This is a genomic window from Nonomuraea bangladeshensis, from assembly GCF_039529455.1.
Taxonomy (GTDB): Bacteria; Actinomycetota; Actinomycetes; order Streptosporangiales; family Streptosporangiaceae; genus Nonomuraea; species Nonomuraea bangladeshensis.
In genome coordinates this window covers 405,582-420,276 of the sequence record NZ_BAAAMV010000006.1, presented here as the reverse complement: position 1 = coordinate 420,276, position 14,695 = coordinate 405,582, and the positions used below count along the sequence as shown (strand labels likewise).

Sequence of the window (14,695 nt, the reverse complement as noted above, 5' to 3'; positions counted from 1 at the left end):
ACCCATTTAGAGGGCTCTCCCATGTCCATCACCCAAGCCGTCCCGGCGCCCGCCCGCCTCCTGACCGGCCGCCACCGGGTCACCCTCGCGGTCCTCCTGGTCGCCCAGTTCATGCTGGCCGTCGACTTCTCGATCCTGAACGTGGCACTCCCCGCCATCGGCGACGACCTGGGCTTCTCCCTGGGCGGCCTCCAGTGGATCGCCACCGCCTTCGCCCTGTGCGCGGCCGGGTTCACCCTCTTCTTCGGCCGCATCGGCGACCTGCTCGGCCGCAAGCGCATCTTCCTCGGCAGCCTCGCGCTCCTCGGCGTGGCCTCCCTCGTGGGCGGGCTCGCCCCGACGCCCGAGCTCCTCATCGCCGCCCGGGTCGCCCAGGGGCTCGCGACCGCCGCCGCCACCCCCTCCGGGCTGGCCCTGCTGACCACGTCCTTCCCCGAAGGCCCGCTGCGGCAGAAGGCGCTCGGGCTCAACGGCGCCCTCATGTCCGCCGGGTTCACGGCGGGGGCGGTGCTCGGCGGCGTGCTCACGGATGTGCTCTCCTGGCGGTGGGCGTTCTTCGTCAACGTGCCCGTCGCGCTCGCCGTGCTCGTCGTCGCGCCCGCCGTCATCGCCGAGTCCCGGCCCGCCGACCGGCCCCGGCTCGACCTGCCCGGCGCGCTCAGCGTCACCCTCGGCCTGCTCGGCGTCGTCTACGGCCTCACCCAGGCGGGCGAGCACGGCTGGACGCACCCGCAGGCGGTGGCGGGGCTGCTCGCCGGCGCGGTCCTGCTCGCCGTCTTCCTCCTCGTCGAACGCCGGGCCGCCCAGCCCCTGGTCCCGCTGAAGGTGCTGGCCAGGCCGACCGTGGCCTGGGGCAACCTGATCGGGCTGCTCGCCTTCGTCACCGAGACGTCCCTGGTGTACCTGCTCACCCTCTACCTGCAGAAGACCCTCGGCTTCTCGGCCCTCGCCGCCGGGCTCTCCTTCGGGGTGCTCGGGCTCGGCACCGTGGCCGGCGGCCTGCTCGCGCCGAAGGCCATCGCCCGCACCTCCACCATCGCCGTACTGGTCGGGGGCGGGCTGCTGCAGGCCGTCAGCACCGCCGCCCTGCTGCTGCTCGGCGACACGGCGGCGGCCCTGGCGCTGCTGCTGCCCGCCACGTTCCTGGGCGGCGTGGGCAACATGCTGGTCATCGTCGGCTTCATGGTCACCGCCACGGCGGGCCTGCCCGACCACCAGCAGGGCCTCGCCACCGGGCTGGCGTCGATGTCACAGCAGGTCGGCATCACCATGGGGACGCCGATCATGTCCGCGATCGTCACCGCGGTGACCGGCGGCGCGGTCTCGGCCGGCGCGATCCGGCACGGCGTCCTCGTCGCCGTCGCGGCCAACGCCGGCCTCGTCCTGCTCGGCGTGCTCGTCGCCGCCGTCCTCCTGCGCGTGCCGGGCATAATGATCGCCATCCCCCGGAGAAGGAGCAGAAGGTGACCATCGAGTGGGCCCCGTTGTCCGCCGCCGACCTGCCGGCGATCGCCGAACTCGCCCGGCGCTGCCTCGACCACGACGGCGGGCTCCCGGCGACCACGTCACCGTCCTTCCTGGAACGCAGGTACGCCGCAGGACCGGGGGTGGGCGCGTACGACGGCGGCCGGCTCGTGGCCTGCGCCGCCGCCCGCCCCGCCGGCCCGGCGACGGCCGTGACCGGCCTGGTCGACCCGGCCCACCGGGGGCGGGGGCTCGGCTCCGGCCTGCTGGACCGGCTGGCCGAGGGCCCCGTACGGCTGGAAGTCGAGTCGCTGACGCCCGAGGCCGACGCGCTCTTCCGCGCCCGCGGCTTCCGGCGGACGTTCGCCGAGGACGTCTTCCGCCGCGACCTGGCCCTGCCGCTGCCGGACGTCCCGCTGCCGGCTGAGCTGGCCGCCGAGGAGTGGTCGCCCGCCACCGAGGAGGTCTTCCACGCGGCCTACTCCGCGTCGTTCGCCGACCGGCCCGGCTTCCCCGGCTGGTCCCGCCAGGAGTGGGTGGACTGGCTGGTGGACGACGACTTCCTGCCCGGCTGCTCCCTGGTCGCCCGTACGGCGGACGGCGCCGCCGCCGGCTTCGTCGCGTGCGCGGAGGGCTTCCTCATCCAGGTCGGCGCGGTGCCCGGATGGCGCCGGCGCGGCCTGGCCCGGGCGCTCGCCGTCGCCGCGCTCGGCCGGATGCGCGCGGCCGGCGCGACGGAGGTCTTCCTGGACGTCAACGAGAACAACCCGGCCTCGGCCGCGCTCTTCCGCGGCCTCGGGTTCGAGGCGGTCGCCCGCCGGGCCCGCTACGAGAACTGACGGCCTCCCGGAGGCCGTCAGCGTCACCTACGGCTGGCTGTCTTCGCGTGGGCCGTCAGCGGCCGGGTGTCGTCCCGGGCACCGTCGGCGTCACGTTCGGCCGGGTGCCGTTCCGGGGGCCGTCAGCGTCACGTGCAGGTGGCGGGCCTCGTACAGGACGCGGCTCGACCCCTTGCGCGCGGCCATGTCGGCCAGCCCGGCGACCTCGCCGCGCGCCCCCGCGAGCGCGGCGGCCCGCGCCGCGACCGCCAGCAGCTCGCCCAGCCCCGCGCGGGGCCGCTCGCCGGACCGGGGCAGCAGGGCGGGCAGAGCCTCGGCCAGCACCGCCCACACCTCGGCGTGCGCCCCCGCCGCCGTCAGGCCGTCGAGCGCGGCGGTGATCCGCTTGAGCACCACGAACTCGACGTCGATCAGCCGCGCGACGGCCCGTCCGAGGTCGGCGGCCGGAAGCTGCCCGCGCGCCGCGAGCGTGAGCGCCGCCTCGGCCGCCGCCGCCCGCTGCGCGTCCCGCCGGTGCCCCAGCCCGCCCGCGATCAGCATCGCGGTGGCGGCCCCCACGGGGCCGTCGCCGTGGGCCAGGGCCGCGAGGGCGGTCATCCTGGCGTCATTGCCGTCGGACACCCAGGGCCGGCAGCGCAGCAGGGCGGCGGCCACGAGCTCGCGGTGCGACGGCAGCACCAGCGGCCCCCACAGAGGGTCGTCCGAAGACGACAGGTAGTCGGGGCCGCGATGGTCGACGCCCCATGACGCGGCGAGCCACGTCGGCAGGCCCTCGGGGGCCACGATCTCCACCCGCACCCGGCGCGACCAGCTCCGCGGGCTGTAGCTGTACTGCGACCGCTCCTCCTCGTACGGCGTCACGCGCACGACCGGATCCGGCCATCCGCCGTCCCGCAGCCAGGCGGCCAGCGTCCGTCCCGCCTCGCCCGGCAGCTTCTCCGCCCGTACGACCAGCTCGGGATCGCAGCGCCGGGGCAGCCGCAGCAGCGCCTGCTCGAAGTCGGCCGGCAGCGGCTCGCGGCCCTCCAGCCGCTCCATCCGCTCCACCAGGACCGCCGCGTCGACGTGTCCGGTGGCCGAGGTCGGCGTGGCGAGCAGCGCGGGCACCGTGCGCCCGTCCTCCAACAGCGCGATCACCTCCGCCAGCCGCCGCCGGACGAGCCGCTGGCCGACCCACTCCGAGGAGTCGTGGTAGCCCTCCGGCACCTGGTTCAGCTGCCGGCTCCGCTTGGGGGCGATGATCGCCAGCGCGCAGCGGAGCACCAGGAAGGGAATCCTGCTGCCTCCGAACACGTACAGGTGGTGCTGGGCGGGCTCCCCGTCCGGCAGGGTCTCCTCCAACCACGGCCGCAGCGCCGCAACCACCGCCGCCCGGTCGCGATGGGTCAGCTCGACGAGCCCGCCCAGGACCCGTTCGCACCGCGCCGGCTCGCTCCGCCAGTTGAGCGCCCGCAGCTCCGCGACCAGCTCGTCCGGCGAGGCGATCGGCGGCGCGAGAGCGGGCGGCGCGGGCGCGCGCAGCACGGCGGCGACCGGTCGCTCCGGCTCGGCCTTGGCGACCTCGCCGTAGCCGGCCGCGACGCGCTCGCGCAGGTCGGCGGGCAGCCGGGCGGCGGCCTCGCGGACCGCGTCCCGGGCCGCCTCGCCGGCGTAGGGGGCCAGCCGGACCGCCAGCCGCACCGCCCGCCCCCGCAGGGCGGGATCGTCCAGGTCGAACACGGCGGCGAGCGCGGGCACCGCCCCGCCGCCGCGGGGGCCGGACGCCCGCGCCGCCCACCGCACCGCCTCCTCGACCAGCTTCTTCTCCGGCCGGTACGCCAGCGCCCCCACGGCCTCGGCGAACAGCTCGTCGTCGAGCAGCCCCGCCCCCTCGGCCCGCCGCAGCTCCTCCACCGCCAGCTCGGTCACCGTCGGACCGGCCGATGGCAGCAGGCGTACGAGATCGAGCACCGGGATCTCCGGCGGCTCCGGCGCGAGCAGCCGCCAGAGCCACACGAACGGCATCATCTCCGCGTCCGGGCCTCCGCCCAGGAACCGGGAGGCGCACCCGTCGACCAGCGTCGCGCGCGGCACCCGGCCCGTACGCGCCAGCGCGGCCAGCTCCGTCATGGCCGTGCTCCGCCCCAGCGGCTCGGCCACGCCCTGCGCCTGGAACAGGCGCGGCAGCAGGGCGTCGAGCAGCGGATCGCGGTCGAGCTCCAGGTCCTCCCCGGGCCGCCGCCTGGCCAGCCGCCAGGCCCACCCGACGACGAAGGCGTCACCGTCGGGCGGCTCCAGGCCGGTGTCGGTGACCAGCGCGGCGACGAGGTCCCAGCCGGGCACGCCCTCCGCGCGCTGCCACCGCCGCCGGCCGGTCGCCGGCCGGAGCCGCGCGGCCAGCCGTACGGCGAGGTCGCGCCGCCACTCCAGGGGGCGGCGGCGCAGCAGGGGGAGGAGGAGGGCGGCGTCCAGCTCGGGGTCGCGCGGCCTGCGCAGCTCCCTGCGGTCGAGCCAGGCCGCGACCTGCTCGGCGCCCGTGAGGCAGGCCGCTCCGGCCAGCCGGAAGCCGGTCGCCAGGCCCTCGATGTCGGCCCGGGCGGGGAACCCGCCGCGCAGCTCCTCGGTCATGTGCCCGGGGAGCTGCACGGCGATCGCCCGCCGGCCGAGGTCGCTCAGGCCGTCCAGGAACGTCGCGAGGTCCCGGTCGTCGCCCGCCTCGATGCGGTCGAGGGCCTCCTGCCAGGGATTCATGCGGCCACCTCGCCGCGCCGCGCTGCCAAAGAAGCGATCATGGGCGCGACGGTAACGACCGCCACCGACAGATCGCGGGAGCCCCGGTCAGGCCAGGGCGGGCTCCGGCGCGGCGGCGGTGCGGCGGCGGAACCCGGTCAGGCCAGGGCGGGCTCCGGCGCGGCGGCGGCGGGGCGGGTGGCGTCGCCGGCGAGGCGGCGGGAGGCGTACTGGGCGATCTGGCCGTGCGCTGCCACGACGACGCCGAAGCCGACGACCAGGACCGCGATGAGCGTCATGCGCGAGTCGGGCGCCAGGATGATGGCCGCGCCGTCGGAGAACCCGGTGCTCGCCACGCCGAACCCGGTCAGGGCCGCGGTCACCCACCGGCCGCCCACCCGCACCACCGCCGGGGCGGTCGCGGTCAGCGCCGCCGGCGCGGCGAGCACGGCGAACACCATCAGGACGCCCAGCGTGCCGCCCAGCGTGAACGTGCTCTCCTCGGCCGCCGCGATCGTGATCAGGCTCATCAGCAGCCGCGCCGCTCCGCCGCCCACGACTCCGGCCACGACGGCGCCCCCCACGGCCGCCGCCAGCAGCCGGACCACGCGCCGGCCCGTCATTCCCGCCATACAACCCCTCCAGTCTTCTGAAGGGGTTGTAGTGGTACGAATCCCCCCAAAGCAATGCCGGAAATGCAATGCAATGAGGCTGTTATTGATGATTCGTCGGGAAAAGCATGACTAAACCTGTCCAATACGGGTGTCAGGCCGCCGTGGACAGCATGCCGTTCGGATCGAGGACGTACTTGCGTGCCGCGCCCTCGTCGAACTCGTGGTACCCGCGCGGCGCCTCCTCCAGCGGGATCGGCGTGGCGTTGACCGCCTTGGCGATCTGCACCCGGTCGTGCAGGATCGCCTGCATGAGCTGCCGGTTGTAGCGCATGACCGGGCACTGGCCGGTGGCGAAGCTGTGCGACTTGGCCCAGCCCAGGCCGAAACGGATGGACAACGACCCCTGCTTGGCCGCCTCGTCGGCCGCGCCGGGGTCGCCCGTCACGTACAGGCCGGGAATGCCGAGCTCGCCGCCCGCCCTGGTGACGTCCATGAGCGTGTTGAGCACGGTGGCGGGGCGCTCCTTCTCCGCCTCGCGGCCGTGGCCGCGCGCCTCGAAGCCGACCGCGTCCACGCCGCAGTCCACCTCCGGCTCGCCGAGTATCTGCTCGATCTGGTCCTTCGGGTCGCCCTTCGACACGTCCACGGTCTCGCAGCCGAAGCTGCGGGCCTGGCCGAGGCGCTGCTCGTTCAGGTCGCCGACGATGACCACGGCGGCCCCGAGCAGGAACGCCGACGCCGCGGCGGCCAGCCCGACCGGGCCCGCGCCGGCGATGTAGACCGTCGAGCCAGGCCCCACCCCGGCGGTCACGCAGCCGTGGAAGCCGGTCGGGAAGATGTCGGCGAGCATGGCCAGGTCGAGGATCTTCTCCATCGCCCGGTCCTTGTCCGGGAACTTCAGCAGGTTCCAGTCCGCGTACGGGACGAGCACGTACTGCGCCTGCCCGCCCACCCAGCCGCCCATGTCGACATAGCCGTACGCCGAGCCGGGCCGGTCGGGGTTGACGTTCTCGCAGATGCCGGTCTTGCGCTCCTTGCAGTTGCGGCAGCGCCCGCAGGCGATGTTGAACGGCACGGACACCAGGTCGCCGTTCTTGATGAACTCCACGTCGGAGCCGGTCTCGACGACCTCGCCGGTGATCTCGTGGCCGAGGACGAGGCCGGGCGGCGCCGTGGTGCGCCCGCGGACCATGTGCTGGTCGCTGCCGCAGATGTTGGTGGCGACCGACTTGATGATCGCGGCGTGCGGCAGTTTGCGGCCTACGTTGGCCGGGTGTACGCCGGGGCCGTCCTGCAGCGTGAATTCCGGATAGTCGATGTCGTGGACCTCGACCTTGCCTGGGCCTTCGTACTTGACTCCTTTGTTGCCAGGCATGAGGATTCTCCCTCCTCGGGGCTTTTGTCCCCCTTTCTGAATATAGCCCCAACGCCTCTCCACCCCCGTCTCCACCATCCGGTGGTGCCGCTCCACCCGCCCCGATCCCTAACGTTCCAGGTCACGAAGGAGAACGACCCGGCACACAGGGAGGCACAACATGGGTGGCAGGAGCTGGATCGCACTGGCGGCGCTCGGGATCGTCGTGGTGGTGGGGTTCATCGCGTACCGGCTGATCCTCGTCGAGCTCATCACCAGCCTGCGCTGATCTGGTGGAATCAGCAGATGCCCGAGATCCGGAGAAGGTGGGCGCTGCCCGACACCATTGCGCCCGGCTGGCTGGTCGTGCAGGTGTTCGGCACGCTCATCGTGGCCGCCACCCTGCTCACCGCGCGCGAGGGGACGCCCCTGGTCTGGGTCCTGTACGGGACCGCGGCCGGCTGCTGGCTGGCGTTCGTGGCGCTCGACCCGCGACGCCCCGCGCGTGCGGCGGCGTTCCTGGCGGCGGCCACGCTGGTGTCCGCGGCGGCGCTCGGCCCGGCCGCCGACAGCTCCGCCGTCATCCTGACCTGCATCTTCCTGGCCAGGTTCGCCGCACTCGCGGCGCCGCCGGTGACCGTGATCATGATGACGACCGGCGTCGCCATCGTGCTGGCGATCCTCGGCCAGGACATGCTCGCCGACGCCTCCGAGCAGGCGGTGCTGCTGCTCGCGGTGGCGCTCATCGGCGTGAACCACCGCCAGCACGTCGTCCAGGCCCGCCAGGCGGAGCTGCTGCTCGAACAGACCCGCCGCACGCTGGCCGTCCAGGCCCGCGCGGCGGCGCTCGACGAGCGCACCAGGATCGCCCGCGAGATCCACGACGTGCTGGCCCACTCGCTCGGCGCGCTCGGCGTCCAGCTCGAGCTCGCGCAGGCCGTGCTGGAGGAGCGCCGCGACGTCCCGGGAGCGATCGACACGATCGCCCGCGCCCGCAGACTGGCCGGCGAAGGGCTGGCCGAGGCCCGCAACGCGGTCGCGGCGCTGCGCCAGGACGTCCCCACGCTGTCCGACGCACTCGGCGGGCTCGCCAGGACCCACGAGGACGACCACCGTTCCCCCGTACGCTTCGAGCGGAGCGGCCCGCCCCGACCTCTGTCGTCGGCCGCGACCGTGTCGCTGCTCGCCACCGCGCGGGAGTCCCTGACGAACGCGGCCAAACACGCGCCCGGCGCCCCCGTCCACCTGGAGCTGGCCTTCACAGCCGACCGGGTGCGCCTCCGCGTCGCCAACGCGCTCACCGGCGGCCCGCCAGGGACGCCGGGGTTCGGCCTCACCGGGATGCGGGAGCGCCTGGCGCTGGCCGGCGGCGCTCTGACCTGCGGCCGGGAGGGGGAGCGGTGGCTGGTGACGGCCGAGGTGCCGGAATGATCACGGTGGCTGTGGTGGACGACCAGCAGCTCATCCGCGAAGGGCTGGCCGCCCTGCTCGGGCTGCTCGGCGACGTGGAGGTGGTGGGCACCGCGGCGGACGGCCAGGCGGCGCTCGACCTGCTCGCGGACCGGCCCGCGGACGTCGTCCTGATGGACCTGCGCATGCCCGTGCTGGACGGCGTCGAGGCCACCCGCAGGATCACCCGGGAGCATCCGGGCACCGCGGTCGTCGTCCTGACCACGTACACCGACGACGAGTCCATCGTCCAGGCGCTCAAGGCGGGCGCGCGCGGCTACCTCACCAAGGACGCCGGCCGCGCCGAGATAGGGGCGGCGCTCCGCTCGGCCGCCACGGGCCAGTCCACGTTCGACGCCAGGGTGTCCGCCCGCCTGGTGGCCGCCCTGGACGAGCCGCCCCCGCGCGCCCGCGCCGCGCTGCCCGACGGGCTGACCGCCCGCGAGGCCGAGGTGCTCGCACTGATCGCCCGTGGCCTGACCAACCAGGAGATCGCCGGGACGCTGTTCATCGGCGAGGCCACGGTGAAGACGCACATCAACAACGCCTTCGCCAAGATCGGCGTACGTAACCGCGTCGAGGCCGCCCGCTACGCCGGCGAGCACGGTCTCTGACGCGCGCTCACGGAGCGAGGGCGAGCTCGGCCAGCTCCCGCCAGTCCCGCCGCCGGCCCTCGCCGGACGCCTCGGCGAACGCCGCCTCCCCGAGCCGGTCCCGCGCGGCCGTGGCGATCCTGGAGGCGTCCGGCCGCGAGTGGTCCTGCGTGCCGCGTACGCCCTCGCTCGCCGCGAGCAGCCACGCGGCCTGCTCGTGGCGTCCCCGGCGCAGCGCGAGATCCGCGATCCCGACCAGCGCACCGGCGATCAGCGGCGGGTACGCCGCCTCCACGGCCGCGTCCAACGCCGTACGGCGGCACGCGCGGGCCTCCTCAAGGTCCTCGGCGAGATAGCCGTACAGGTCCATGACCGAGGCCCGGGTCGAAACGGTGAGCTCCGGATCCGTGGTCTCCACAAGGCGGCGCGCCCGGTCCGGTTCGCCGCGCCAGCGGGCCAGGTGCGCCTTGGCGAGCGTCAGGTCGGCGAGCACGTCCGGCCAGGCGATCCCGCCCGCGCGCCGCTCCGCCTCGGCCATCGCGGCCGCGCTGGACCGTTCGTCGCCCAGCAGCCAGTAGAGCTGCGCCTGCCGCGCCCGCAGGCCGATCACGTCCTCGGCCGCGCCCACCTGCTCCAGGGCCGCGCTCGCCTCCTCGTAGTGCTCGCACGCGCGGCCGAACTCGCCGCGCATGCCGAGCCGGTCGCCCAGATAGCTGTGCGCCAGCGAGATCCCCCACCGGTCGCCCAGCGCGCGGAACTCGGCGAGCGCGGTCTCGATGTCGGCGTCCACGTCGGTCTCGTCGCCGCCGAGGGTGAGCCGCAGCCGGCCGCGCGAGAGCCGGGCCTGCGCGCGTACCCACGGGTCGTCGCCGGCGATCAGCGGCTCGAACGCGGGCAGGAACCCCGCGGGCTCCCGTACCAGCCGCTCCAGCGGCTCGACGAACCCGACCAGGGGGTGGCGCCGGCCGAGCCGGCCGAGCCGGTGCGCCCCCTGGATCCACTCCGCCGCCTGGAACTGGTCGCGGCCGGGCCCCGAGGTCACGAAGATCGCCACGATCGTGTACGCCATCGCCCGCACCTCGTCCGGCACCTCACCGGGCAGGGAGGCCGCCGCGACGCTCAGCTCGATGGCCTCCATCCGCTGCCCGCGCAGGAACCAGTACCAGCCCACGGCCCCGACCAGCCGCATCGCCTCCTCGGCCCAGCCCTCGGCGATCGCGCCGCGCAGGGCCGTACCGATGTTGTCGCGCTCGGCGTCCAGCCGGGCCAGCCACTCCAGCTGCCCGGCCCGGCGCAGGTGCGGGTCGGCGGTCTCGGCCAGCTCGGTGAAGTACGCGAGATGCGCCCGGAGCGTCCGCTCTCCCTCGCCGGCCTCGGCGAGCCGGTGGGCCGCGTACTCCCTGATGGTGCCGAGCATCCGGTAGCGCGGAGTGCCCTCGGCGTCCGCGTCGGCGAGCAGCAGCGACTTCTCCACGAGCGCGCTGAGCAGGTCCAGTGCCGGCTCGCCGTCGGGACCGTCGCCGCACACGGCCTCGGCCGCCTCCAGGCTCGCCCCGCCCGCGAACACCGAGAGCCGCCGCAGCACCCCGCGCTCGGCCTCGCTCAGCAGGTCCCAGCTCCAGTCCACGACCGCGCGCAGCGTCCGGTGCCGGGGCAGCGCCGTACGGCTGCCGCCGGTCAGCAGCCGGAACCGGTCGTCCAGCCGGTGCGCGAGCTGCTCGACGGACATGGTGCGCAGCCGCGCCGCCGCCAGCTCGATCGCCAGCGGTATGCCGTCGAGCGCCCGGCAGATCCTGGCCATCGCCGCCAGGGTGCGCGGGTCACCGCCGAGGTCCTGGCGTACCAGCTCGACGCGGTCCCGCAGCAGCCGCACCGCGGGCGAGGCCCCGGCCCCGGCGGGGTCGTCGGGCAGCGCCAGCGGCTCGACCTGCCACAGCACCTCGCCGGTGATGCCGAGCGGCTCCCTGCTCGTGGCGAGGATCCGCAGCCCGCGGCACTCGCCCAGCAGCCGGTCCGCGAACGCCGCGGCCGCCTCGATCACGTGCTCGCAGTTGTCCAGGACGAGCAGCATCGCCCGCTCCCGCAGCGCGACGACGAGCCGGTCCATCGGCTCCCCGGCCCGCGCCCCGCCGAGCAGCGCCTGGTCACGCAGGCCGATCGCGGTGAGCGCGGCCTGGGCGAGGTCGCCGCCCGCCCGTAACGGGGCCAGCTCGACCAGCCACGCGCCGTCCGGCAGCTCGCCGAGCGCGGCCCTCGCGGTCTCCGCCGCCAGCCTGGTCTTGCCGGAGCCGCCCGGCCCCGTCAGCGTGACCAGCCGGTGCCTGGCGGTCAGCCCGGCGACGGCGGCGAGGTCGTCGTCCTTGCCGACGTAGCTCGTCAGCTCGGCGCGCAGGTTCGTCCGGCGCGTGTCCGCCCGCCCGCCCAGCTCGCCCCGCAGCAGCGCGGTGTGCAGGGCGGAGAGCTCGGCCGACGGATCGGCGCCCAGCTCGTCGGCGAGCCGCTCACGGGTGCGCTGGTAGACGGTCAGCGCCTCGTTCCCGCGCCCCGCCTCGGCGAGCGCCCGCATCAACGCCGCCACGAACCCCTCACGCAACGGGTAGGTGGCGACCAGATCGGTCAGCTCGGACACCAGCTCCGCGCCCCGCCCGAGCTTGAGGTCCGCCTCCACCCGGTCACCGAGCGCGGCCACGCGCAGCTCGTCCAGGCGCGCGACGGCGGCCTCGAACAGCTCGCTGTCCCGTGGCCCGATCTCCGCCATGGCCGCCCCGCGCCACAGCCCGAGAGCCGTACGCAACAGCTCCGCCCGCTCCGCCGGCTCGGCGGCCCGCGCCCGCCCGACCAGGCCCTCGAACCGGCACACATCCACGGCCTCGGCGCTCAGGACCAGCCGGTAACCGCCGGCGTCCGCCTCGACCACACCGTCCGGCAGCACCCTGCGCAGCCGGGACACCAGCGCCTGCAGAGCGTTGACCTCGTCCGCAGGCGGCCGCTCCCCCCAGATCCACTCGACCAGCCTCGACCGAGCGACGATCTTTCCGGGTTCGAGCGCGAGCGCCGCCAGCAACGCCCGCAACCGAACCCCGGGAACCTCCACGAGGCCCCCGTCACCGCCCCTGACCTCGAACGGCCCCAGCAATCCCACGCGCACACGAGCATTCTGCCGAACCTCCGGACCCGCTACGTAGGCGGCTGGTCGGTCGGGTGATGACGGCCATGGTGATCGGATGCTGCAAACAGTCTCGCGACCGCGCCCTGCGGCATTTTGGCCGCACCCGGCAGAACATTTTGAGGGTCCTTCAAATATGCCCCGGCAGTTCTAGGGCTAGGCGCTACTCATAGCCTTCAGTATAATCCGGGCATAAGGCCGTCCAATGGGTCGGAGGGTACCTGTGGTGACAGCCAATGAACATGATCGCTTCTTTGTCCCGGCGGTCTCCGGCCGGTTCGAGCGCCGATTGATCGCTGATCTCGCGGCTGGGCGATGTGCCGCGATCAGGGTGCCCGATTTCTTTTCTCCGGACGAGTGCGCGCTGGTGATGAATGCTCTGCTGAAGGTAGAGTTCGCCGCATACGGCCGGGCCCGAGTATGGCCGGAGGTGATGCGATTCGGCGTGGGGGTCAGCGACCATCGCCACAACGGCACGATATCCGAGGAGTATTGGGCCGCGGTGGATGAGAGCCGCCGTGCATGGGAAGAACTGAGTCTGCCGTTCGACCCGTTCGAGCTGTGCCGGACGAGGCTGGGCGCCGATCTGCCCCAGCCCGTGGAAGTGGCCAGGCACGATGGCCGCGTCATGGGCGCCGGAGTCGCCCGTGAACCCAACCAAGGGTTCCTCGTGCACTTCGACGACGCGCAGCGGGAGTTCTCGGACGGCTTCCTGGACGCCAACGTCATCTGCCAGTTCGCCTTCAACCTGTATCTCAGCGTGCCCGATTCCGGGGGTGAGACGGTGGTATGGCGTCATCGCTGGCACCCGGCCGACGACAAGCACAAACCCGCCGGATCCTACGGGTTCAAGGAGTCCGTGGTCGGCGACGCCGAATCGTTCCAGATGATTCCGCGTATCGGCGAGGCGGTGCTGCTGGAGCCGAGGTACTTTCACGCGGTACGGCCCAGCGGCGGTGGACGTAGGATAGCTCTCGGCTTTTCCGTTTCAATGACGGATACCGGACAGCTTCTCACCTGGGGCTGATCCCGATTCCGATCGGAGCGGGTTCTGTGGAATCGGTTGTCGGCCGTTCGGAATAGGATTAGCGTGCCACCATGAGAATGCTGCGGTACGTGGCTTTCAGCGAACGCGCTGACGGTGGAAATCCTGCGGGGGTGGTGTTCGATGCCGAGGGGATCACCTCCGGCCGGATGCTCGAGATCGCTGCGGAGGTCGGTTACTCGGAGACGGCCTTCATCACTGAGGGAGCAGACAGGACGCTCACTGTCCGTTACTTCAGTCCCAAGGTCGAAGTGCCCTTCTGCGGCCACGCCACGATTGCGACGGCGGTGGCGTTCGCTGATCTGCACGGACCCGGAGACCTTCTGCTGCAGACCCAAGCCGGCCCGATCGAGGTGTCCACGTCGGTGACCTCTGCCGGACTCACGGTCGCGACGCTCGTCAGCGTGCCGCCACGGGTGGAGGACATGGAGGCGGCGCTCCTCGACGAACTCCTCAACGCCCTGCACTGGTCGCACGCCGATCTCGATGCCGCGCTTCCCCCTCGGGTGGCGTACGCGGGCGCTTCCCACCCGATCATTGCAGTTCGCACCCGTGAACGCCTCGCTCACCTCTCGTACGATTTTCCGCTCCTCGCCACCCTGATGGACCGTGCCAAGTGGACGACGATCGACCTGGTGTGGCGCGAGAACGACGAGGTGTTCCACGCCAGAAACCCGTTCCCCCCAGGGGGCGTGACGGAGGATCCCGCGACCGGTGCGGCCGCGGCCGCTTTCGGGGGTTACCTGCGCGCGCTGGGTCTTGTCGCGCTCCCGGCGGCGGTGACCGTCCTTCAAGGGCAGGACATGGGCCGCCCCAGCACCATCACCGTTTCCATTCCTGCGGATCCGGCCGTCGGCATAGCTGTGACAGGGACCGCGGTCCGGTTGTGAACGGCGGGTCTGTGCGCGGTCATGGTGTGCCGCCGGCCGCCGTGACGGACGACTCCTCCGGGGCGATCTGCACGGTCAGTTCGATCTCGACCGGAGCGTCAAGGGGCAGCGCCGCGACCCCGATCGACGTGCGAGCGTGCTGTCCGGCCTCCCCGAAGACCTCGAACAACAGGTCACTGGCACCGTTGACGACGTTGGCCTGTGCGGTGAAGCCAGGCGCTGAGGACACATAGCCCACCACCTTGACCACCCGCGCGATTCGGTCGAGCCCCACGATCGCGTCGGCAGCGGCGAGCGCGGCAAGCGCGCACTGGCGCGACAGCAGGACCGCGGTCTCCACCGTGACCCGGTCGCCCACCCTGCCGGTGACGACCACTTCCCCATCGGCCATGGGAACCTGGCCGGACACGAACAGGAGGTCCCCGGCCGCTACAGCCGGGACATAAGAACCTTTCGCCGGGCTGACGGGCGGAAGCTTCAGGCCGAGTTCTGCGAGTCTTCTCGCAGGAGATGCCCTTCTCATGACAACAACATACGTGTCCGTGTAGTCAGTGTGAAGCATTTTGTTCAAT

The 14,695-nt window shown here is 73.4% G+C and carries 11 protein-coding genes; 6 read left to right on the top strand and 5 right to left on the bottom strand.

Annotated features, from left to right (window positions below):
* Positions 1 to 21 precede the first annotated feature (21 nt).
* Positions 22 to 1,467, top strand: coding sequence for an MFS transporter (locus tag ABD292_RS21465; protein ID WP_344209872.1), 1,446 nt, complete (start codon positions 22 to 24; stop codon positions 1,465 to 1,467).
* Positions 1,464 to 2,303, top strand: coding sequence for a GNAT family N-acetyltransferase (locus ABD292_RS21460; RefSeq protein WP_344209870.1), 840 nt, complete (start codon positions 1,464 to 1,466; stop codon positions 2,301 to 2,303). Before ABD292_RS21465 ends, ABD292_RS21460 begins: the two co-directional genes overlap by 4 nt.
* Positions 2,304 to 2,393: 90 nt before the next feature.
* Here the strand turns inward: ABD292_RS21460 and ABD292_RS21455 are convergent, their stop codons facing one another.
* From ABD292_RS21455 to fdhA, 3 genes are all read right to left on the bottom strand, one after another.
* Entirely contained in the window at positions 2,394 to 5,033 is a 2,640-nt protein-coding gene (locus tag ABD292_RS21455) for a DUF7825 domain-containing protein (protein WP_344209868.1), read from the bottom strand.
* 137 nt (positions 5,034 to 5,170) lie between these two features.
* On the bottom strand, positions 5,171 to 5,644 hold the full coding sequence (locus tag ABD292_RS21450) for a hypothetical protein (protein ID WP_344209866.1): 474 nt from the start codon (positions 5,642 to 5,644) through the stop codon (positions 5,171 to 5,173).
* A gap of 133 nt (positions 5,645 to 5,777) precedes the next feature.
* Positions 5,778 to 7,001, bottom strand: a complete 1,224-nt coding sequence (gene fdhA / locus ABD292_RS21445; RefSeq protein ID WP_344209865.1) for a formaldehyde dehydrogenase, glutathione-independent — start codon at positions 6,999 to 7,001, stop codon at positions 5,778 to 5,780.
* Between the two features lie 285 nt (positions 7,002 to 7,286).
* On the opposite strand from fdhA, the gene ABD292_RS21440 reads away from it, so the two are divergent.
* Both ABD292_RS21440 and ABD292_RS21435 read left to right on the top strand, forming a co-directional pair.
* Positions 7,287 to 8,411 carry a sensor histidine kinase gene (locus ABD292_RS21440; protein ID WP_344209863.1) on the top strand — a complete coding sequence of 375 codons (1,125 nt, stop codon included), beginning with the start codon at positions 7,287 to 7,289 and terminating at the stop codon, positions 8,409 to 8,411.
* On the top strand, positions 8,408 to 9,043 hold the full coding sequence (locus ABD292_RS21435; RefSeq protein ID WP_344209861.1) for a response regulator: 636 nt from the start codon (positions 8,408 to 8,410) through the stop codon (positions 9,041 to 9,043). Before ABD292_RS21440 ends, ABD292_RS21435 begins: the two co-directional genes overlap by 4 nt.
* Before the next feature lie 7 nt (positions 9,044 to 9,050).
* Here ABD292_RS21435 and ABD292_RS21430 read toward each other — a convergent pair whose 3' ends face one another.
* A complete protein-coding gene (locus ABD292_RS21430) occupies positions 9,051 to 12,170 on the bottom strand; it encodes an AfsR/SARP family transcriptional regulator (RefSeq protein WP_344209859.1) in 3,120 nt (1,039 codons plus the stop codon).
* Positions 12,171 to 12,414: 244 nt separating this feature from the next.
* Between ABD292_RS21430 and ABD292_RS21425 the strand changes: the two genes are divergently transcribed.
* Both ABD292_RS21425 and ABD292_RS21420 read left to right on the top strand, forming a co-directional pair.
* Positions 12,415 to 13,215, top strand: coding sequence for a 2OG-Fe(II)-dependent halogenase WelO5 family protein (locus ABD292_RS21425; protein WP_344209857.1), 801 nt, complete (start codon positions 12,415 to 12,417; stop codon positions 13,213 to 13,215).
* Between the two features lie 71 nt (positions 13,216 to 13,286).
* Positions 13,287 to 14,123, top strand: a complete 837-nt coding sequence (locus ABD292_RS21420) for a PhzF family phenazine biosynthesis protein (protein ID WP_344209855.1) — start codon at positions 13,287 to 13,289, stop codon at positions 14,121 to 14,123.
* Between the two features lie 19 nt (positions 14,124 to 14,142).
* Here the strand turns inward: ABD292_RS21420 and ABD292_RS21415 are convergent, their stop codons facing one another.
* Positions 14,143 to 14,646: a RidA family protein gene (locus tag ABD292_RS21415; RefSeq protein WP_344209853.1), complete on the bottom strand. Its 504-nt coding sequence runs from the start codon at positions 14,644 to 14,646 to the stop codon at positions 14,143 to 14,145.
* Positions 14,647 to 14,695: the final 49 nt, after the last annotated feature.

What these genes read in the sequence shown, in the direction of transcription:
- ABD292_RS21465 (WP_344209872.1), top strand. Translation starts at nt 22, where the DNA reads ATGTCCATCACCCAAGCCGTCCCGGCGCCCGCCCGCCTCCTGACCGGC.
- ABD292_RS21455 (WP_344209868.1), bottom strand. Translation starts at nt 5,033, where the DNA reads ATGAATCCCTGGCAGGAGGCCCTCGACCGCATCGAGGCGGGCGACGAC.
- ABD292_RS21450 (WP_344209866.1), bottom strand. Translation starts at nt 5,644, where the DNA reads ATGGCGGGAATGACGGGCCGGCGCGTGGTCCGGCTGCTGGCGGCGGCC.
- fdhA (WP_344209865.1), bottom strand. Translation starts at nt 7,001, where the DNA reads ATGCCTGGCAACAAAGGAGTCAAGTACGAAGGCCCAGGCAAGGTCGAG.
- ABD292_RS21440 (WP_344209863.1), top strand. Translation starts at nt 7,287, where the DNA reads ATGCCCGAGATCCGGAGAAGGTGGGCGCTGCCCGACACCATTGCGCCC.
- ABD292_RS21435 (WP_344209861.1), top strand. Translation starts at nt 8,408, where the DNA reads ATGATCACGGTGGCTGTGGTGGACGACCAGCAGCTCATCCGCGAAGGG.
- ABD292_RS21420 (WP_344209855.1), top strand. Translation starts at nt 13,287, where the DNA reads ATGAGAATGCTGCGGTACGTGGCTTTCAGCGAACGCGCTGACGGTGGA.
- ABD292_RS21415 (WP_344209853.1), bottom strand. Translation starts at nt 14,646, where the DNA reads ATGAGAAGGGCATCTCCTGCGAGAAGACTCGCAGAACTCGGCCTGAAG.